The sequence below is a fragment of the Pseudomonas sp. DCA-1 genome (assembly GCF_046523955.1).
Taxonomy (GTDB): Bacteria; Pseudomonadota; Gammaproteobacteria; order Pseudomonadales; family Pseudomonadaceae; genus Aquipseudomonas; species Aquipseudomonas putida_Y.
Window position 1 is genome coordinate 2164456 of sequence record NZ_CP169881.1, and the last position, 19084, is coordinate 2183539.

General features: G+C 60.9%; 17 protein-coding genes. 15 read left to right on the top strand and 2 right to left on the bottom strand.

Annotated features, from left to right (window positions below; all coding sequences use genetic code 11):
- Positions 1 to 67 precede the first annotated feature (67 nt).
- Positions 68 to 1393, top strand: coding sequence for an MFS transporter (locus tag ACE4QZ_RS10340; RefSeq protein ID WP_021784838.1), 1326 nt, complete (start codon positions 68 to 70; stop codon positions 1391 to 1393).
- Positions 1394 to 1765: 372 nt separating this feature from the next.
- On the opposite strand, the gene ACE4QZ_RS10345 is transcribed toward ACE4QZ_RS10340, so the two are convergent.
- Positions 1766 to 3430, bottom strand: coding sequence for an electron transfer flavoprotein-ubiquinone oxidoreductase (locus ACE4QZ_RS10345; protein ID WP_410480437.1), 1665 nt, complete (start codon positions 3428 to 3430; stop codon positions 1766 to 1768).
- 553 nt (positions 3431 to 3983) lie between these two features.
- Between ACE4QZ_RS10345 and ACE4QZ_RS10350 the strand changes: the two genes are divergently transcribed.
- The 9 genes from ACE4QZ_RS10350 to ACE4QZ_RS10390 all read left to right on the top strand — a co-directional run bounded on the left by ACE4QZ_RS10350 (position 3984) and on the right by ACE4QZ_RS10390 (position 10868).
- On the top strand, positions 3984 to 4733 hold the full coding sequence (locus tag ACE4QZ_RS10350; RefSeq protein WP_003254232.1) for an electron transfer flavoprotein subunit beta/FixA family protein: 750 nt from the start codon (positions 3984 to 3986) through the stop codon (positions 4731 to 4733).
- Positions 4734 to 5663: an electron transfer flavoprotein subunit alpha/FixB family protein gene (locus tag ACE4QZ_RS10355; RefSeq protein ID WP_021784840.1), complete on the top strand. Its 930-nt coding sequence runs from the start codon at positions 4734 to 4736 to the stop codon at positions 5661 to 5663.
- A gap of 75 nt (positions 5664 to 5738) precedes the next feature.
- A complete protein-coding gene (locus ACE4QZ_RS10360) occupies positions 5739 to 6560 on the top strand; it encodes a substrate-binding periplasmic protein (protein WP_021784841.1) in 822 nt (273 codons plus the stop codon).
- A gap of 9 nt (positions 6561 to 6569) precedes the next feature.
- On the top strand, positions 6570 to 6923 hold the full coding sequence (locus ACE4QZ_RS10365) for a DUF4398 domain-containing protein (protein ID WP_021784842.1): 354 nt from the start codon (positions 6570 to 6572) through the stop codon (positions 6921 to 6923).
- Positions 6920 to 7732 carry an OmpA family protein gene (locus ACE4QZ_RS10370; protein ID WP_021784843.1) on the top strand — a complete coding sequence of 271 codons (813 nt, stop codon included), beginning with the start codon at positions 6920 to 6922 and terminating at the stop codon, positions 7730 to 7732. The genes ACE4QZ_RS10365 and ACE4QZ_RS10370 overlap by 4 nt, the downstream gene beginning before the upstream one ends.
- A gap of 170 nt (positions 7733 to 7902) precedes the next feature.
- On the top strand, positions 7903 to 9345 hold the full coding sequence (locus ACE4QZ_RS10375) for a PLP-dependent aminotransferase family protein (protein ID WP_003254223.1): 1443 nt from the start codon (positions 7903 to 7905) through the stop codon (positions 9343 to 9345).
- A gap of 64 nt (positions 9346 to 9409) precedes the next feature.
- On the top strand, positions 9410 to 9844 hold the full coding sequence (locus ACE4QZ_RS10380; RefSeq protein ID WP_021784844.1) for a hypothetical protein: 435 nt from the start codon (positions 9410 to 9412) through the stop codon (positions 9842 to 9844).
- Positions 9845 to 9974: 130 nt separating this feature from the next.
- Positions 9975 to 10229 carry a YkgJ family cysteine cluster protein gene (locus tag ACE4QZ_RS10385; protein ID WP_003254220.1) on the top strand — a complete coding sequence of 85 codons (255 nt, stop codon included), beginning with the start codon at positions 9975 to 9977 and terminating at the stop codon, positions 10227 to 10229.
- A gap of 33 nt (positions 10230 to 10262) precedes the next feature.
- The gene (locus tag ACE4QZ_RS10390) at positions 10263 to 10868 is read left to right on the top strand and encodes an START domain-containing protein (RefSeq protein ID WP_103469859.1); all 606 of its coding nucleotides are present in this window, start codon (positions 10263 to 10265) and stop codon (positions 10866 to 10868) included.
- Positions 10869 to 11086: 218 nt separating this feature from the next.
- Here the strand turns inward: ACE4QZ_RS10390 and gltA are convergent, their stop codons facing one another.
- Positions 11087 to 12376, bottom strand: coding sequence for a citrate synthase (gltA, locus tag ACE4QZ_RS10395; protein ID WP_021784847.1), 1290 nt, complete (start codon positions 12374 to 12376; stop codon positions 11087 to 11089).
- Positions 12377 to 12728: 352 nt separating this feature from the next.
- Here gltA and sdhC point away from each other — a divergent pair, with 352 nt between their 5' ends.
- The 5 genes from sdhC to ACE4QZ_RS10420 all read left to right on the top strand — a co-directional run bounded on the left by sdhC (position 12729) and on the right by ACE4QZ_RS10420 (position 19047).
- Positions 12729 to 13115 carry a succinate dehydrogenase, cytochrome b556 subunit gene (gene sdhC, locus ACE4QZ_RS10400; protein WP_008091902.1) on the top strand — a complete coding sequence of 129 codons (387 nt, stop codon included), beginning with the start codon at positions 12729 to 12731 and terminating at the stop codon, positions 13113 to 13115.
- On the top strand, positions 13109 to 13477 hold the full coding sequence (gene sdhD, locus ACE4QZ_RS10405) for a succinate dehydrogenase, hydrophobic membrane anchor protein (protein ID WP_003254214.1): 369 nt from the start codon (positions 13109 to 13111) through the stop codon (positions 13475 to 13477). Before sdhC ends, sdhD begins: the two co-directional genes overlap by 7 nt.
- 3 nt (positions 13478 to 13480) lie before the next feature.
- Positions 13481 to 15253 carry a succinate dehydrogenase flavoprotein subunit gene (gene sdhA, locus ACE4QZ_RS10410; RefSeq protein WP_410480438.1) on the top strand — a complete coding sequence of 591 codons (1773 nt, stop codon included), beginning with the start codon at positions 13481 to 13483 and terminating at the stop codon, positions 15251 to 15253.
- Positions 15254 to 15264: 11 nt separating this feature from the next.
- Positions 15265 to 15969 (top strand): succinate dehydrogenase iron-sulfur subunit, encoded by a 705-nt coding sequence (locus ACE4QZ_RS10415; protein WP_003254212.1) that lies wholly within the window; start codon positions 15265 to 15267, stop codon positions 15967 to 15969.
- Positions 15970 to 16215: 246 nt separating this feature from the next.
- On the top strand, positions 16216 to 19047 hold the full coding sequence (locus tag ACE4QZ_RS10420) for a 2-oxoglutarate dehydrogenase E1 component (protein WP_021784848.1): 2832 nt from the start codon (positions 16216 to 16218) through the stop codon (positions 19045 to 19047).
- Positions 19048 to 19084: the final 37 nt, after the last annotated feature.

Sequence of the window (19084 nt, forward strand, 5' to 3'; positions counted from 1 at the left end):
CCGCAGGCGGGGCAATGGGGCAGCTATTTGTTATGCTCTTGCCCTTTGCCGATCTGCGGACCCTGCCATGACTGCCATCGATACCGCTCGCCCGCCCCGGTTCAGCCGCGGCGACCATCGGACCCTGGGCCTGGCGGCGCTGGGTGGCGCGCTGGAAATCTACGACTTCATCATTTTCGTGTTCTTCGCGCTGACCCTCAGCCAACTGTTCTTCCCTCCCGAGATGCCCGAATGGCTACGCCTGCTGCAAAGCTTCGGCATTTTCGTCACCGGCTATCTGGCGCGGCCGCTGGGCGGCATCCTGATGGCGCACTTTGCCGACCATCTGGGGCGCAAGCGGGTCTTCAGCCTGAGCATCCTGATGATGGCATTGCCGTGCCTGTTGATCGGGGTGATGCCGACCTATGCCGACATCGGCTATGCCGCCCCGCTGATACTGTTGGCCTTGCGCATCCTCCAGGGTGCTGCCGTAGGCGGTGAAGTGCCAAGCGCCTGGACGTTCGTTGCCGAGCACGCGCCCAGCGGGCGGCGCGGCTATGCCTTGGGCTTTCTGCAGGCCGGGCTGACCTTCGGCTACCTGCTGGGGGCGCTGACCGCAACCTTGCTGGCGCAACTGTTCACCCCGCAGGAAATCCTCGATTACGCCTGGCGCTACCCGTTCCTGTTGGGTGGGGTGTTCGGTGTAATTGGTGTGTGGCTACGCCGTTGGCTCAGTGAAACACCGGTGTTTCTCGCCCTGCGCGCGCGCCAGGAGCAACCTGTGGCATTTCCGCTGCGGCGAGTGCTGGGCGAGCACCGCCGGGCGTTGATCCCTGCCGCGTTGCTGACCTGTGTGCTGACCTCGGCGGTGGTGGTGCTGGTGGTGATCACCCCGACAGTGATGCAGCAGCGCTTCGGCATGAGTGCCGGGCACACCTTCGCCCTCAGCAGTGTGGGCATCGTCTTCCTCAACATTGGCTGCGTGCTGGCCGGGCTGCTGGTCGACCGTGTGGGTGCCTGGCGCGCGCTGATGCTGTATAGCCTGTTGCTTCCGCTGGGTATCGGCACGTTGTACGCCAGCCTGGTGGGGCAGTGGGGCATGACCTGGCTGGCCTATGCGCTGGCGGGGTTGAGTTGTGGCGTGGTGGGGGTGGTGCCCTCGGTAATGGTAGGGCTGTTCCCGGCGCAAATCCGTGTATCGGGCATTTCCTTCACCTACAACGTGGCCTACGCAGTGTGGGCCAGTACCACGCCGCTGGCACTGATTGCGCTGATGCCGTGGAGCCCATGGGTGTGTGTCGGGTTTTGTCTGATCATGGGCGCGGTGGGGCTGCTGACGGCCTTGTATTTCGGGCGTCGTGAGCCATTGGTGTTTGCTGCGGAGCCGATGCCGGTCATGTGTGGCGACAAATGAGCAGGTGCATGTCTTGGGTTGTGTAGCAAGGCTTGCACCGAGCGCCGCCCGCGCGGCGCATCGCGAGCAAGCTCGCTCCTACATTTGTTCCGGGCCAATTATGCCTGTGGGATTTGCGCGCGAACGCCCTGGCGCATGGCTCGATATCGCGTCGTACAAACAAGGCGGTCGCGCGCGCCTGGCACAGGATGGACTGGCTCGAAACAGATGTAGGAGCGAGCTTGCTCGCGATGCGCCGCGCGGGCGGCGCTCGATCTGATAGGCGCTGTACCTCTCACGGCGAACACCTCGTAGGTCCAGACGCATACTCACAACAAAAAGCCCCCGGTCCTCATGGGCCGGGGGCTTTTTGTTGCCGCAAGGGCAGGGGCCTTACATGTTCGGGTAGTTCGGCCCGCCAGCGCCTTCAGGGGTGACCCAGGTGATGTTCTGGGTCGGGTCCTTGATGTCGCAGGTCTTGCAGTGCACGCAGTTTTGCGCGTTGATCTGGAAACGCTTGTTGCCGTCTTCCTGGGTGACCACTTCGTACACGCCTGCCGGGCAGTAACGCTGGGCAGGCTCGTCGTACAGCGGCAGGTTGCTGGCGATCGGTACGCTCGGATCGGTCAGCTTCAGGTGGCAGGGTTGTTCCTCTTCGTGGTTGGTGCTGGAGAGGAATACCGAGCTGAGCTTGTCGAAGCTGAGCTTGCCGTCCGGTTTCGGGTAGTCGATCTTTTTCGAGTCGGCGGCCAGCTTGAGGCAGGCATAGTCCGGCTTGGTGTCGTGCAGGGTGAACGGCAGTTTGCCACCGAACCAGTTCTGGTCGACATAGTTGAACGCCGCGCCCAACAGCGGGCCGAACTTGTGCATGGCCGGGCCGAAGTTGCGGCTGGCGAACAGTTCTTCGTGCAGCCAGCTGGCCTTGAAGGCGCTGACATAGCTGTTCAATTGATCGCCGCCTTCGCCACCGGCGATCAATGCGTCGGCCACTGCTTCGGCGGCGAGCATGCCGGACTTCATCGCGGTATGGCTGCCCTTGATCTTGGCCACGTTCATGGTGCCCAGGTCGCAACCGATCAGCGCGCCACCATTGAAGACCATTTTCGGCAGCGAGTTGATGCCGCCCTTGGCCAAGGCGCGGGCGCCGTAGCTGATGCGCTTGCCGCCTTCGAGGTACTGGCTGATCACCGGGTGGTGCTTGAGGCGCTGGAACTCGTCGAACGGCGACAGGTATGGGTTGGCGTAGGACAGGTCAACGATCAGGCCGACCACCACCTGGTTGTTTTCCAGGTGATAAAGGAACGAGCCACCGGTGTTTTCCTTGGCCACCACGTCCAGCGGCCAGCCGGCGGTGTGCACCACCAGGCCCTGTTCGTGCTTGGCCGGGTCGATTTCCCAGATTTCCTTCAGGCCGATGCCGTAGTGCTGGACGTCGGACTCGCTGTCGAGGTTGAAGCGCTTGATCAGCTGTTTGCCGATATGGCCACGGCAGCCTTCGGCGAACAGGGTGTACTTGGCGCGCAGTTCCATACCTGGGGTGTACAGGCCGTCCTTGGGGTTGCCCTCCCGGTCGACACCAAGGTCGCCGGTAACGATGCCGCGGACCACGCCGTTGTCGTCGAACAGCGCTTCCTGGGCGGCGAAGCCCGGGTAGATCTCCACACCGAGGTTCTCGGCCTGCTGGGCCAGCCAGCGGCACAGGTTGCCCAGCGAGATGATGTAGTTGCCATGGTTGTGCATGGTCTTGGGTACGAACAGGTCAGGCACCTTGGTCGCGCTGCCGGCATCCTTGAGCACGTAGATGTCGTCGCGCTTCACTTCGGTATTGAGCGGTGCGCCGAGTTCTTTCCAGTCGGGGAACAGCTCGTTCAGGGCGCGAGGCTCGAACACCGCGCCAGAGAGGATGTGGGCGCCGACTTCAGAGCCTTTCTCCACCACGCAGACGCTGATTTCGCTACCGGCTTCGGCGGCCTTCTGCTTCAGGCGGCAGGCGGCGGACAGGCCCGCCGGGCCGGCGCCGACGATGACCACGTCGAATTCCATGTATTCGCGTTCCACTGGTTCTCTCCTACTCATCAAGGCTCGTGCTGTTGCTTTGTCTTATGGGTGCGGGGCATTCGCAGCGGTTCTACGCAACGGCGGAACTGTAGCTGGGCAAATGACGGACTACACCGTTTTGTCTTGGCCGCGCATTATATCTACACCACTTGGCGGGTCCAATACAAACGTTTGTTTGAATTTGCCGCAGGCCAGTAAAATCACAGGAACGCGGCTGGAGGGTGACCGATTTGCCGTATTGACCGGAATGGGTGTTACGGTCAAGATACGAGCGGTTTTACGTTCGCCGTAGGCTTGCAGCCGGGCGCAGGTACACCTCTAAAGACCAGGTGTGGAGCAGGGTTTTGCGGGCTTAGGCCGGTTTGTAGTGGAGTTTACACGCCACGACAGAAAATGACCCGCGAGGATTTGTCGCAAGAGTCCGAACAAGACTGTTCGGTCACTGTGAAATTGCTGCCTCCCGATACGTTTTTAGAGGTGCCCTTGTACCCACGCGCATCGCAGGGCTCTGCCCCAGGCGACTATCTATTCACCGGAGAGTAACGAGGAATCCATGAAGGTTCTTGTAGCTGTCAAACGAGTGGTCGACTACAACGTCAAGGTTCGCGTCAAAGCGGACAACTCCGGCGTCGACCTTGCTAACGTCAAGATGTCCATGAACCCCTTCTGCGAAATCGCCGTGGAAGAAGCCGTACGCCTGAAAGAAAAAGGCGTTGCGACCGAGATCGTCGTCGTTTCCGTCGGCCCGACCACTGCCCAGGAGCAGCTGCGTACTGCCCTGGCTCTGGGTGCCGACCGTGCCATCCTGGTAGAAGCCGCTGACGAACTGAACTCCCTGGCTGTGGCCAAGGCGCTGAAGGCCGTTGTCGACAAGGAGCAGCCGCAGCTGGTCATCCTCGGCAAGCAGGCCATCGACAGTGACAACAACCAGACCGGCCAGATGCTGGCTGCGTTGACAGGCTTCGCCCAGGGTACCTTCGCGTCCAAGGTCGAAGTCGCTGGCGACAAGCTGAATGTCACCCGTGAAATCGATGGCGGCCTGCAGACCGTTGCACTGAACCTGCCAGCCATCGTCACCACCGACCTGCGCCTGAACGAGCCACGCTACGCGTCGCTGCCGAACATCATGAAGGCCAAGAAGAAGCCGCTGGAGACTGTTACTCCAGACGCGCTGGGCGTTTCCCTCGCCTCCACCAACAAGACCGTGAAGGTTGAAGCCCCGGCTGCCCGCAGCGCTGGCATCAAGGTCAAATCGGTGGCCGAACTGGTCGAGAAGCTGAAGAACGAAGCGAAGGTAATCTAAATGACTATCCTGGTTGTCGCTGAATACGAGAACGGTGCCGTAGCCCCGGCCACCCTGAACACTGTCGCCGCAGCCGCCAAGATCGGTGGTGATGTGCACGTGCTGGTCGCAGGCCAGAACGTCGGTGGCGTTGCCGAATCTGCTGCCAAGATCGCTGGCGTGGCCAAGGTGCTGGTTGCCGACAACGCGGCCTACGCCCACGTGCTGCCGGAAAACGTCGCGCCGCTGATCGTCGAGCTGGCCAAGGGTTACAGCCACGTGCTGGCCCCGGCTACCACCAACGGCAAGAACATCCTGCCGCGTGTGGCCGCGCTGCTGGACGTGGACCAGATCTCCGAGATCATCTCGGTCGAGTCCGCCGACACCTTCAAGCGCCCGATCTACGCGGGTAACGCCATCGCCACCGTGCAATCGAGCGCGGCCATCAAGGTGATCACCGTGCGTACCACCGGCTTCGACGCCGTGGCCGCCGAAGGTGGTTCTGCTGCCGTCGAAGCTGTTGGCGCTGCACACAACGCCGGCATTTCGGCTTTCGTTGGCGAAGAACTGGCCAAGTCCGACCGCCCAGAGCTCACCGCTGCCAAAATCGTCGTTTCCGGCGGCCGTGGCATGGGCAACGGTGACAACTTCAAGCACCTGTACAGCCTGGCCGACAAGCTCGGCGCGGCTGTCGGTGCCTCGCGCGCCGCAGTCGACGCAGGCTTCGTGCCGAACGACATGCAGGTCGGCCAGACCGGCAAGATCGTTGCGCCACAGCTGTACATCGCCGTCGGTATCTCCGGCGCGATCCAGCACCTGGCCGGCATGAAAGACTCCAAAGTGATCGTTGCGATCAACAAGGACGAAGAAGCGCCGATCTTCCAGGTGGCCGACTACGGCCTGGTCGCTGACCTGTTCGAAGCGGTTCCAGAGCTGGAAAAGCTGGTCTGATCCGGCTGCTTCACTTATAAAGAACCCGGCCCTCGCTTTGAGGGTCGGGTTTTTTTATGGGTTGAGGAGTGAGGCATGACGTTGCGCGGAACGGGCAGGGTGCTGGCATGCGTGGCGCTGTTGCTGCCGCCACTGGCGATGGCGGCAGGCAAATGCGAGCGCCTGGTGGCGACCGGCAGCCCTGATGCGCCGCCCTATTCCTGGCAAGACCCGAAAGACCCAAGGCACCTGATCGGCGCCAACGTCGACCTGTTGCGCCAGGTGGCCGGCGAGCTGGGTGTGAAGGTCGAGGTGCTGAGTGCCGGTCGCCGTGACCAGGCGCTGGAAGAGGTGCGCAGTGGGCGCATGGACCTGCTGCTCGACACCCCTATGCAGGTGGAGCAACTGACCGCGCTGGACTACATCCATCCGCCGTTGCAGCTCAATGAGTACCTGGTGTGGACCCGCCATGATGCAGCGGTGATCTTTGATGGCCCGGCCGATCTGACCAGATACCAGGGCAGCTTGTCCGACCGTGCGCGCCTGACCCCGGCCTTTACTGCGTTTGCCAAGGCCCAGCTCAAGCTGGTGCCGGCGCAGAACCTGACCCAGGCGTTCCAGAAACTGGTACTCGGCCAGGTGGACTATGTGCTGGCTGGACGTTACTCCGGTATGGCCATGGCCCAGAGCCTGGGCATGAGCAATGACCTGATAGCCCGCGGCTTGCCGGTGGACAGGCCGGGCCTGTACCTGGCGCTGTCGCATAACTCGGCGTGCAATGACAGCTGGTTGCGTGGGCAATTGGCAAAAAAACTGACAGAATTGCCGATCTCTGGTGCATCCGAAGCTGTGCTGCAACGTAATCTCGAGCGCTGGAAAGCGCAGTTGCAGGTGCCGGCGGACGCCCCCAAACACTAGGAAGATTGCGTGAGAACCCAACCACTAATCCTTGCCCTGGCCGTGCTCGGCCTGGCTGGCTGCGCCAATGATCCGGCCCCTGACGAGCAGATGCGCATTTCCGAACAAGCACTGGACCAGGCCAAGGCCGTCGGCGCCACCGGGCAGGTCGAAGCGCTGAAACTGGCTGAAGACAAGCTGGCCCGCGCCAAGGCCAACATGCTCACCCAGGACTACCGCGATGCGCGCATGCGCGCCGAGCAAGCCGAGCTGGATGCGCGCCTGGCCGAGGCCCAGGTGCTGAACCAGAAGAGCGAAGAGCAGCTGCAGGTGCTGCAGTCGCGGGTCAAGCGCTTGCGCAAGCAACTGGAGGTGCAGCCATGATCCGTCGTACGCCTTTGGCTGCACTGGTACTGTTGGCGCTGACGGCAGGTTTGCAAGGTTGCGCCAGCCAGCGCAGCAGTGCCGCGCTGGATGAGGCCACTGTTGCCTTCCAGGGGGTCAAAGATGATTCCGACGTGCTGCGCAGCGCGCCGCGCGACGTGATTCGCGCAGGCGAATCGCTGGCTCGCGCCGAGCGCTTGTCCAGCTACATCGGCACCGGTTCTGATGTGCGGCATTATGCTTACCTCAGTCAGCGCTACAGCGAGATTGCCCGCGAACATGCCAAGCTGGCGCTGAACCAGGAACGCCAGGCCAAGCTCGACCTGGAGCGCCAGCGCCTGCAGCTGGCTTTGCGTGAGGCCAAGCTGGCCAGCGTGCAGCAGCAGGGACAGTGGGTCGAATCGCAGATTGCCGCGTTGGCTTCGGAGCAGGCCGACCGTGGCCTGGTGATGACCTTGGGCGATGTGCTGTTCGATACCGGCAGTGCCGACCTGAAGAACTCGGCCAGCCGGACTGTGCTCAAGCTGGTGCAGTTCCTGCAGCTCAACCCGCGCCGGGTAGTGCGTATCGAGGGCTATACCGACAGCACGGGCGCGGGCGAGGACAACCTTAAGCTGTCGCGCGACCGGGCGCAGTCCGTGGCCGACATGCTGGTGGACCTGGGCATCGACGAAAAACGCCTGCAGGTTGAAGGCTATGGCGACCAGTACCCGATCGAGGCCAATGCTTCGGAGCGGGGCAGGGCGCAGAACCGTCGGGTGGAGATCGTATTCTCCGATGACAAGGGGCGGCTCGCGCCAGCGCGCTGAGTCTTGTGGAAAGGGCCGCTTTGCGGCCCGCTTTATGTCGGTTTAATCGTTTCGATAGCTGTCACGCTGTTGTATTGTCGACTATGTTGCAATCTGTCCCAGTACACTTTGCAACTGTTACGGTATCCTCTACCGTCTGTGACCTGTACAAGAACAACGAGCATGTCGACATGACCAACCTGCTGCTGTACCAGCGTATCGCCCAGCAACTGGCCGATGATATCCGTCGCGGTGTCTACCAGCCAGGCGAGCGGGTACCCTCCGTGCGCAAGATGAGCGCCCAGCTCAATGTCAGCCATGCCACGGTGCTGCAGGCCTATGCCAATCTTGAGGACCAAGGGCTTATCCGGGCGCGGCCGCAGTCTGGCTATTACGTTCACCAGACCCCTGCCTTGACCGCGCAAACCCCGGACATCGCCCGGGTGGAGCGCCCCGGCCTGGTCACGCGTGCCAGCATCATCCAGCAGGTGCTGACTGAGGCGCGTCGCGATGGTGTGTTCCCGTTTGGTGCTGCAGTGCCGCATGTCGACTACCTGCCGGTGCGCGCCTTGCATCAGCAAATCGCCAAGGTAACGCGCTTCCATAGTCCGCGCGCCTTCAGCTACATGTTCAGCCCCGGTTTCGAGCCGCTGCGCAGGCAGATCGCCATACGCATGCGCGATGCCGGCGTGCTGGTCGACCCGCGCGAAGTGATCGTGACCCATGGGTGTGTCGACGCCCTGCAGATGTCGCTGCGGGTGCTGACCCGCCCAGGTGACTTGATCGCCGCCGAGTCGCCGACCTATTACGGCTTGCTGCAGCTGGCGGACCTGCTGGGCTTGAAAGTGATCGAAATCCCCAGTGACCCGTCCACCGGTATCAGCCTCGAAGCCTTGCAACTGGCGGCTAACCAGTGGTCGATCAAGGCGTTGGTGCTGACTGCGCGCTTGAGCAATCCACTTGGTGGCACTGTTCCGGAGGAACGGCAAAAGCAATTGCTGCGCCTGGCCTCGGACTTCGATATCCAGATCATCGAGGATGACATCTACGGTGAGCTGATGTTCGAGCAGGGCAAGACCAAGGCGCTGAAGGCGTTCGACCGGCTGGATCGGGTCATCTACTGTTCAAGCTTCTCCAAGACTTTGTCCCCCGGCGTGCGTGTGGGCTGGATGATCGCCGGGCGTTACCAGGATGAGATTCAGCGCCTGCAGACTTTTACCACCCACTCGGCCTGCAGCGTGACGCAGATGGGGGTGGCAGCCTACCTGGAAAATGGCGGCTACGACCGGCATCTGCGCTACATACGTCAGGAGTATCGCAAGAACCTCAGTGCCTATCAGTTGGCGGTACAGCAGCATTTCCCCGAGGGCACCCAGATGACCCGGCCGACAGGTGGCTTCATCCTTTGGGTAAGCCTGCCGGGTCGGGTCAATACCCAGGAGCTGCATGTGCGTGCGCTGGAGCAGGGCATCAGCATTGCACCGGGGCTAATATTCAGTAACACAGAGCAGTTCAACCACTGTGTCCGGCTCAATTGTGGCATTCCATGGAATAAAGAGGCCGAGCGGGCTGTGATTACGCTGGGTTTGCTGGCCCAACAGTTGTGCAGAGAGACGGCGGTCACGCTTTTGTAAGGCTTGCAAGCTGCCTGTGGAACAGGGAGCATACGCATTTTTCCTGCCAGTCTGTCCATTTGCCATGAATGCTTTGCGCCGCTTTGTTCTGATCGTGTGCCTTCTGTCGTTGTGCTGCCCGGTCGTCCCCACCTTGGCTGCGCAGCCGGTACCCCAGGCTCAGGCTGCTCCGGGTAAGCAGGTGCCAAGAAAGGCGACAGCCAAGCCCGCGCACAAGCCGCTCAGCAAAGCGGTCGCCAAGCCATTACCCAAGACTAAGCTGGACCTGAGCCTGCCAGTTGATATGGTCAACAACCTTGAGCCGAATGTGGGCACACCTTCGCCAATCCAACGGCGCAAGCCTTTGTTGCCACCCATGTTCACAGAAAAGCCAGAGACCAATGACAGCCCGTTCCAGCTCAATGGTCGGCTGATCAACAACGAGATGCAGCTGCAACTGCGCAATGACAGCCGTCATGACGTGGAGGGGGCTGCCATCGACTTCGAGTATCGCCAATAGGTAGGAACTGACTGCAGGGTCACGGCAGATTTCATCGTGCCAGTAATTTCAAACGGCTGTTTGAGCGGTTACTATCCAGGGACGTTCGTCCCGTTTTGTTCCAAGGGAGTCCTGATTTTGGTGAATAGCCATGAAATGCCGTGAAGGCTGTGGTGCCTGCTGCATCGCCCCGTCCATCACTTCTGCGATGCCGCGAATGCCCAATGGCAAGCCGGCTGGTGAGCGCTGCCTGCACCTGACGGCCGCCAACCTGTGCGACCTGTTCGGCAAGCCTGAGCGGCCGGCGGTGTGTGGTGGTTTCAAGGCGGATGCCGAGGTGTGCGGCAGTGATCGTGACGAGGCAATCAGGATTCTTGGCTGGTGGGAGCAGATGACGGCGGCGTGACAGGCTGGATCTTCGACAACAAGGATAAACATGATGAGATCGTTCAAGCGTATTGCACTGTTGTGTGGCGTGGGTGTTCTGCTGTCGCCTGTGGCCTGGGCTGAAAACTGGCAAGTGGCCAAGAACGAGGACGGGATCAAGGTATCCCTCAGCGAAGTGGCCGGTTCCAAGTACAAGGCCTATCAGGGTGTTACCGTGATCAAGGCGCCGTTGGCCAAGGTGCAGGCGTTGCAGGAAGATGTGGTGGGTGCCTGCGCATGGATTCATGAGTGCAAGTTGCAGAAATTGCTCAAGCAAGAAGGTGACCAGACATGGACCTACACCCAGTTCAATACACCCTGGCCGGTGACGCCGCGTGATTCGGTTTTGCATGTGACCACGGTCAAGGAGGCGGACGGCAGCCTGGTGCGAAACCTGAAGGAAGAGCCGACCTATTTGCCGGAAGAGAAGGGCTTTGTGCGGGTGGCCAAGGTTGAGGGCTTCTGGAAGCTGGTGCCCAAGGGCGACAGCACGGAGGTGACCTACCAGGTGCACACCGAGCCGGGCGGCAGCGTGCCGGCAATGGTGGCCAACAAGTTCGTGGTGGATGCGCCGTTCAATACCCTGAAAGAGCTGCGTGAGCGGGCTGAGAAAAACTGAGGTTTAACGCGGCGCGCGGTTCTCTGTGGTAGCGGCCATGCGTCGCGAATGGGCGCGCGCAGCGGCCCCGGAGTCTTAGGATTAGCGCAATATTGCTTGGGCTGCTTTGCAGCCCTTTCGCGACGCAGGGCCGCTCCGCAAAGGCCGAACTGCGACCAGCAGGTTTACAATAAAAAAGGCTGCCCGAGGGCAGCCTTTTTGCGTTCGGCTATCAAAGCTTACTTGCGGTCCTTCAGGGCAACGAGGTCGCGCTTTTGCTCGCCGGTGTACAGCTGGCGCGGACGGCCGATCTTGTACGGGCTGGAGAGCATTTCTTTCCAGTGCGAGATCCAGCCCACGGTACGTGCCAGGGCGAAGATCACGGTGAACATGCTGGTTGGAATGCCGATTGCCTTGAGGATGATCCCCGAGTAGAAGTCGACGTTCGGGTACAGTGAGCGCTCGATGAAATACGGATCGGTGAGGGCGATCTCTTCCAGGCGCATGGCCAGTTCCAGCTGCGGGTCGTTCTTGATGCCCAGTTCGCGCAGGACTTCGTCGCAGGTCTGCTTCATCACGGTGGCGCGCGGGTCGCGGTTCTTGTACACGCGGTGACCGAAGCCCATCAGCTTGAACGGGTCGTTCTTGTCCTTGGCCTTGGCGATGAATTTGTCGATGTTCGAAACATCACCGATTTCATCGAGCATGGTCAGTACGGCTTCGTTCGCACCGCCGTGGGCCGGGCCCCACAGTGCGGCGATACCGGCGGCGATACAGGCGAACGGGTTGGCACCCGACGAGCCGGCCAGACGAACGGTGGAAGTGGAGGCGTTCTGCTCGTGGTCGGCGTGGAGGATGAAGATCCGGTCCATTGCCTTGGCCAGCACCGGGCTGATCGGTTTGATCTCGCACGGGGTGTTGAACATCATGTGCAGGAAGTTTTCCGCGTACGACAGGTCGTTGCGCGGGTACATCATCGGCTGGCCCATGGAGTACTTGTAAACCATCGCAGCCAGGGTCGGCATCTTGGCGACCAGGCGCACCGCGGAGATTTCGCGGTGTTGCGGGTTATTGATGTCCAGGGAGTCGTGATAGAACGCCGACAGGGCGCCGACTACGCCGCACATCACCGCCATCGGGTGAGCGTCGCGGCGGAAGCCGTTGAAGAAGGTCTTCAACTGCTCGTGAACCATGGTGTGGTTCTTGACGGTGCTGACGAACTGGGCCTTCTGCTCGGCATTCGGCAGTTCGCCATTGAGCAGCAGGTAGCAGGTTTCGAGGTAGTCGGACTGTTCGGCGAGTTGCTCGATCGGGTAGCCGCGGTGCAGCAGGATACCTTTGTCGCCGTCAATATAGGTGATCTTCGACTCGCACGAGGCAGTCGCCATGAAACCTGGGTCGAAGGTGAAGTGACCAGTGGCCCCTAACCCGCGGACGTCGATTACATCAGGACCAACGGTGCCGGTTAAAATGGGCAGCTCGACGGGGGCAGCGCCCTCGATGACCAACTGCGCTTTTTTGTCAGCCATGTGGCCTCCTATTAATGCTTGAAATCATCAGACAGACCCCCCACGCAGGGCCCGCACCACTATAGAGGGATAAATTCAGATGTCAATTTGCCTAAAGGCTTGTTGAATCAAGCATTCAAGCCTGATTTTTCCCGAAATTCTCGCCCATTTACGCCTTTTGTTCATTAAAGGCAATGCGCTATTTGGGCTACCCCGTCACGTTGTCATAAGCAGCCTAACTGTCTATACTCGGCACCCGACCGCCAGGGGCTTGCAAGCCCGAACTGCTGGGGGTCGCCGTTCCCTGGGTGGTGGGTACCTGACCAGTACACTTACCAACAACTTTGCCCTGATTCGCTAGGGGCTCTTCAGTGTGAAAAAAGCCGTGAAAAGCCAACGACCTGTAAACCTAGACCTAAGGACCATCAAGCTCCCCGTCACTGCGTACACGTCCATCCTGCACCGTATCTCCGGCGTCATCCTGTTCATCGGCCTTGCCATCATGCTTTATGCACTGGGCAAGTCGCTGGGTTCCGAGGAAGGCTTCGGTGAGGTGAAGGCGTGTCTGACCAGCCCGCTGGCCAAGTTCGTGACCTGGGGTCTGTTGTCCGCCCTGCTTTATCACCTCGTGGCAGGTGTTCGACACCTGATCATGGACATGGGTATCGGTGAGACGCTGGAAGGCGGCAAGCTGGGCTCGAAAATCGTGATCGTCATCTCCGTGGTGCTGATCGTTCTGGTGGGAGTTTGGGTATGGTAACCAATGTCACGAACCTGTCGCGTTCGGGCCTCTATGACTGGATGGCGCAGCGCGTTTCTGCGGTCGTTCTCGCGGCTTACTTCCTCTTCCTGATCGGCTACGTGGTCGCCCACCCAGGCATCGACTACACCCAGTGGCATGGTCTGTTCTCCAACAACGCGATGCGGATCTTCAGTCTGCTGGCCCTCGTTGCCCTGGGCGCTCACGCCTGGGTCGGCATGTGGACCATTGCAACCGACTACCTGACGCCTATGTCGTTCGGCAAGTCGGCAACTGCGATTCGTTTCCTGTTCCAGGCGGTATGCGGCGTTGCGATGTTCGCTTACTTCGTCTGGGGTGTGCAGATTCTCTGGGGTATCTGATCCATGGCTAGCATTCCAACCATTTCCTTCGACGCCATCATCATCGGTGGCGGCGGCGCCGGCATGCGCGCAGCGCTGCAACTGGCTCAAGGCGGCCACAAGACTGCCGTAATCACCAAGGTCTTCCCGACCCGTTCGCACACCGTATCCGCCCAGGGCGGCATCACCTGCGCCATCGCTTCGGCCGACCCGAACGACGACTGGCGCTGGCACATGTACGATACCGTCAAGGGTTCCGACTACATCGGCGACCAGGACGCTATCGAATACATGTGTCAGGAAGGCCCGGCTGCGGTCTTCGAGCTGGACCACATGGGTCTGCCGTTCTCGCGCACCGAAACCGGCCGCATCTACCAGCGCCCGTTCGGCGGTCAGTCCAAGGACTTCGGTAAAGGTGGCCAGGCCGCCCGTACCTGTGCCGCTTCGGACCGTACCGGTCACGCGCTGCTGCACACCCTGTACCAGGGCAACCTGAAAGCTGGCACCACGTTCCTCAACGAGTACTACGCCGTTGACCTGGTGAAAAACCAGGACGGCGCATTCGTTGGTGTGATCGCCATCTGCATCGAAACCGGCGAAACCCTGTACATCAAGTCCAAGGCCACTGTGCTGGCCACTGGCGGTGCGGGCCGTATCTACGCTTCCACCACCAACGCCCTGATCAACACCGGTGACGGTATCGGCATGGCCCTGCGTGCAGGCGTGCCGGTGCAGGATATCGAGATGTGGCAGTTCCACCCGACCGGTATCGCCGGCGCCGGTGTACTGGTCACTGAGGGTTGCCGCGGTGAGGGTGGCTACCTGATCAACGCCCACGGCGAGCGCTTCATGGAGCGTTACGCGCCGAACGCCAAAGACCTGGCCGGCCGCGACGTGGTTGCCCGTTCCATGGTCAAGGAAATCATCGCCGGCAACGGCGTGGGCCCGAACAAGGACCACGTACTGCTGAAGCTGGACCACCTGGGCGAGGAAGTGCTGCACAGCCGCCTGCCAGGTATCTGCGAACTGTCCAAGACCTTCGCCCACGTCGACCCTGTGGTCGCACCGGTGCCGGTAGTGCCAACCTGCCACTACATGATGGGCGGCGTTGCCACCAACATTCATGGCCAGGCCATTACCATGGACGCCGACGGCCAGGATCACATCATCCCGGGTCTGTTCGCCGTAGGTGAAGTGGCGTGCGTATCGGTTCACGGTGCCAACCGCCTGGGCGGCAACTCGCTGCTCGACCTGGTGGTGTTCGGCCGTGCTGCCGGCCTGCACCTGGAGAAGGCGCTGAGCGAAGGCGTGGAATACCGCGACGCCAGCGACACCGACGTCGATGTTGCCCTGAACCGCCTGAACAAGCTCAACGAGCGTACCAGCGGTGAAGACGTTGCCAGCCTGAAGCGCGAGCTGCAGAGCTGCATGCAGAACTACTTCGGTGTATTCCGTACTGGCGAATACATGCAGAAGGGTATCGAGCAATTGGCCGGTCTGCGTGACCGTATCGCCAACGTCAAGATCAACGACAAGTCCCAGGCCTTCAACACCGCGCGTATCGAAGCGCTGGAGCTGCAGAACCTGCTGGAAGTTGCCGAAGCTACCGCCATCGCGGCGGAAGCCCGTAAAGAGTCCCGCGGCGCTCACGCCCGTGAAGACTTCGAAGACCGTGACGACGAAAACTGGCTGTGCCACACCCTGTACTACCCGGGTGAGAAGCGCGTTGCCAAGCGCGGCGTCAACTTTGCGCCGAAGACTGTTCCAGCCTTCGAACCAAAAGTCCGGACTTACTAAGGGTGGCTGCTATGTTGAAAGTCGAAGTTTATCGTTACAACCCGGACACCGACTCGGCGCCAAAAATGGAGTCGTTCGACGTCGATACCGGCGGCAAGGACCTGATGGTGCTGGATGTATTGGCACTGATCAAGGAAAAGGACGAGGGTTTCTCGTACCGTCGCTCCTGCCGTGAAGGCGTTTGCGGTTCCGATGGCATGAACATGAACGGCAAGAACGGCCTGGCCTGCATCACCCCGCTGTCGGCGGTTGTGAAGGGCGGCAAGCTGGTTCTGCGTCCGCTGCCAGGCCTGCCGGTCATTCGTGACCTGGTGGTCGATATGAGCATCTTCTACAAGCAGTACGAGAAGGTGAAGCCGTTCCTGCAGAACGACACCCCGGCACCGGCCATCGAGCGCCTGCAGTCGCCGGAAGACCGTGACAAGCTGGACGGCCTGTACGAGTGCATCCTGTGCGCTTGCTGCTCGACTTCCTGCCCGTCGTTCTGGTGGAATCCGGACAAGTTCCTGGGCCCGGCAGCACTGCTGCAAGCTTACCGCTTCCTTGCCGACAGCCGCGATACCAAGACTCAGGAGCGCCTGGCGTCCCTGGATGACCCGTTCAGCGTATTCCGCTGCCGCGGGATCATGAACTGCGTAAACGTTTGCCCGAAAGGTCTGAACCCGACCAAGGCAATCGGTCACGTACGTAACATGCTGCTGCAAAGCGGCACCTGATACAAAGCGTTGTACCTGCAGTAAGCCGAGGTGCGGGTGGTGAGCCCGCACTGAGGTAAAACCCGAACAAGGGCCCACAAAGCCCGCGTTCATTACCTATGAAGATATGAGACCAGCAGGGGCTTTCCGGGCTGGTACCCGGAAAATCAGCAGGATCCAGGTGGCGTGGTTCAGTCGCTGTTTTCGGACTTTTCCAGGTTTGCTGTGGCTCTCGCCGATCAGTCCCCTAATCGAGGGTGACCAAGCATGCAAGAAAGCGTGATGCAGCGCATGTGGGATAGCGCCCACCTTTCAGGTGGTAACGCTGCATATGTGGAAGAGCTCTACGAGCTCTACCTGCACGACCCTAACGCTGTGCCAGAAGAGTGGCGCACTTACTTCCAGAAGTTGCCAGCCGACGGCAGCACCGCTACTGATGTATCGCACTCGACAATCCGCGACCATTTCGTACTGCTGGCAAAGAACCAGCGCCGCGCCCAACCGGTTTCCGCCGGGAGCGTGAGCAGTGAACACGAGAAGAAGCAGGTTGAAGTTCTGCGACTGATCCAGGCCTATCGTATGCGCGGCCATCAGGCTGCCAAGCTCGACCCGTTGGGGTTGTGGCAGCGCCCTGCGCCCGTAGACCTGTCGATCAATCACTACGGCTTGACCAATGCCGATCTTGATACGACCTTCCGTGCCGGCGACCTGTTCATCGGCAAAGAGGAGGCGAGCCTACGCGACATCTTCGATGCACTCCAGAAGACATATTGTCGCACCATTGGCGCCGAATTCACCCACATCGTCGATTCCGAGCAGCGCAGCTGGTTCCAGCAGCGCCTGGAAAGCGTGCGCGGCCGTCCGGAGTTTTCCGCTGACGTGCAGGCCCACTTGCTCGAGCGCGTGACCGCCGGTGAGGGCCTGGAAAAGTACCTGGGCACCAAATACCCGGGCACCAAGCGTTTCGGCCTTGAAGGCGGCGAGAGCCTGATTCCGATGCTGGATGAAATGATCCAGCGTTCCGGCTCTTACGGCGCCAAGGAGGTCGTGATCGGCATGGCCCACCGTGGCCGCCTGAACGTGCTGGTGAACACCTTCGGCAAGAACCCGCGCGAGCTGTTCGACGAGTTCGAAGGCAAGAAGATGAACGAGCTGGGCTCCGGTGACGTTAAGTATCACCAGGGCTTCTCCTCGAACGTGATGACCCCGGGTGGCGAAGTGCACCTGGCCATGGCGTTCAACCCGTCCCACCTGGAAATCGTATCGCCGGTGGTCGAAGGTTCGGTGCGCGCCCGTCAGGACCGCCGCAACGACACCGTTGGCGACAAGGTGCTGCCGATCTCGATCCACGGCGACGCTGCATTCGCTGGCCAGGGCGTGGTCATGGAAACCTTCCAGATGTCGCAGACCCGCGGTTTCAAGACCGGCGGTACCGTGCACATCGTGATCAACAACCAGGTTGGTTTCACCATCAGCAACCCGCTGGATGCGCGCTCCACCGAGTACGCGACCGACGTTGCCAAGATGATCCAGGCACCGATCCTGCACGTGAACGGCGATGACCCGGAAGCCGTGCTGTTCGTCACCCAGCTGGCCATCGACTACCGCATGCAGTTCAAGCGTGACGTGGTCATCGACCTGGTCTGCTACCGTCGCCGTGGCCACAACGAGGCTGACGAGCCTAACGGCACCCAGCCGCTGATGTACCAGCAAATCAGCAAGCAGCGCACTACCCGTGAGCTGTATGCCGAGCAGCTGATCCAGGCTGGTCGCATCGACGCCGAGCGCGCTCAGGCCAAGATCGACGAGTACCGCAACGCGCTGGACAATGGCCTGCACGTGGTGAAGAGCCTGGTCAAGGAGCCGAACCGCGAGCTGTTCGTCGACTGGCGTCCGTACCTGGGCCATGCCTGGACCGCGCGTCACGACACCCGTTTCGACCTCAAGACCCTGCAGGACCTATCGGCCAAGCTGCTCGAGCTGCCGGAAGGTTTCGTGGTGCAGCGTCAGGTGTCGAAGATCTACGAAGACCGTCAGAAGATGCAGGCCGGTGGCTTGCCGATCAACTGGGGTTATGCAGAGACCATGGCTTACGCCACCCTGCAGTTCGAAGGTCACCCGATCCGTATGACCGGCCAGGACATCGGCCGTGGCACCTTCTCGCACCGTCACGCGGTGCTGCACAACCAGAAGGACGCCAGCACCTACATCCCGTTGCAGAACCTGTTCCCTGGCCAGCCACGTTTCGATCTGTACGATTCGTTCCTGTCCGAGGAAGCGGTACTGGCCTTTGAATACGGCTACTCCACCACCATGCCGAACGCGCTGGTGATCTGGGAAGCCCAGTTCGGCGACTTCGCCAACGGTGCGCAAGTGGTGATCGACCAGTTCATCACCAGTGGTGAGCACAAGTGGGGCCGCCTGTGCGGTCTGACCATGCTGCTGCCACACGGCTATGAAGGGCAGGGGCCGGAGCACTCGTCCGCGCGTCTGGAGCGTTACCTGCAGCTGTGCGCCGAGCACAACATCCAGGTCTGCGTACCGACGACGCCGGCACAGATTTACCACCTGCTGCGTCGCCAGGTCATCCGCCCGCTGCGCAAGCCGCTGGTCGTCCTGACGCCGAAGTCGCTGCTGCGCCACAAGCTGGCCATCTCGACCCTGGAAGACCTGGCAGAAGGCTCGTTCCAGACCGTGATCCCGGAAATCGACGCAATCGATCCGGCCAAGGTCGAGCGTCTGGTGCTGTGCAGCGGCAAGGTCTACTACGACCTGCTGGAAAAGCGCCGTGCCGAAGGCCGCGAAGACATCGCCATCCTGCGTATCGAGCAGCTGTATCCGTTCCCTGAGGACGATCTGGTCGAAATCCTCGCCCCTTACACCAACCTCAAGCATGCGGTCTGGTGTCAGGAAGAGCCGATGAACCAGGGCGCCTGGTACAGCAGCCAGCACCACATGCGCCGTATCCTGGGCCGCCACAACAAGGCATTGACCCTGGAATACGCCGGTCGCGACGCTTCCGCCGCGCCAGCCTGTGGTTACGCTTCGAAGCACGTCGAACAGCAGGAAAAACTGCTGCAAGACGCCTTCACTGTCTAACGCCTTCGCGCACCTGAAACCGAATTTAAGGAAACAC

What these genes read in the sequence shown, in the direction of transcription:
- ACE4QZ_RS10340 (WP_021784838.1), top strand. Translation starts at nt 68, where the DNA reads ATGACTGCCATCGATACCGCTCGCCCGCCCCGGTTCAGCCGCGGCGAC.
- ACE4QZ_RS10350 (WP_003254232.1), top strand. Translation starts at nt 3,984, where the DNA reads ATGAAGGTTCTTGTAGCTGTCAAACGAGTGGTCGACTACAACGTCAAG.
- ACE4QZ_RS10355 (WP_021784840.1), top strand. Translation starts at nt 4,734, where the DNA reads ATGACTATCCTGGTTGTCGCTGAATACGAGAACGGTGCCGTAGCCCCG.
- ACE4QZ_RS10360 (WP_021784841.1), top strand. Translation starts at nt 5,739, where the DNA reads ATGACGTTGCGCGGAACGGGCAGGGTGCTGGCATGCGTGGCGCTGTTG.
- ACE4QZ_RS10370 (WP_021784843.1), top strand. Translation starts at nt 6,920, where the DNA reads ATGATCCGTCGTACGCCTTTGGCTGCACTGGTACTGTTGGCGCTGACG.
- ACE4QZ_RS10375 (WP_003254223.1), top strand. Translation starts at nt 7,903, where the DNA reads ATGACCAACCTGCTGCTGTACCAGCGTATCGCCCAGCAACTGGCCGAT.
- ACE4QZ_RS10380 (WP_021784844.1), top strand. Translation starts at nt 9,410, where the DNA reads ATGAATGCTTTGCGCCGCTTTGTTCTGATCGTGTGCCTTCTGTCGTTG.
- ACE4QZ_RS10385 (WP_003254220.1), top strand. Translation starts at nt 9,975, where the DNA reads ATGAAATGCCGTGAAGGCTGTGGTGCCTGCTGCATCGCCCCGTCCATC.
- ACE4QZ_RS10390 (WP_103469859.1), top strand. Translation starts at nt 10,263, where the DNA reads ATGAGATCGTTCAAGCGTATTGCACTGTTGTGTGGCGTGGGTGTTCTG.
- gltA (WP_021784847.1), bottom strand. Translation starts at nt 12,376, where the DNA reads ATGGCTGACAAAAAAGCGCAGTTGGTCATCGAGGGCGCTGCCCCCGTC.
- sdhD (WP_003254214.1), top strand. Translation starts at nt 13,109, where the DNA reads ATGGTAACCAATGTCACGAACCTGTCGCGTTCGGGCCTCTATGACTGG.
- sdhA (WP_410480438.1), top strand. Translation starts at nt 13,481, where the DNA reads ATGGCTAGCATTCCAACCATTTCCTTCGACGCCATCATCATCGGTGGC.
- ACE4QZ_RS10415 (WP_003254212.1), top strand. Translation starts at nt 15,265, where the DNA reads ATGTTGAAAGTCGAAGTTTATCGTTACAACCCGGACACCGACTCGGCG.
- ACE4QZ_RS10420 (WP_021784848.1), top strand. Translation starts at nt 16,216, where the DNA reads ATGCAAGAAAGCGTGATGCAGCGCATGTGGGATAGCGCCCACCTTTCA.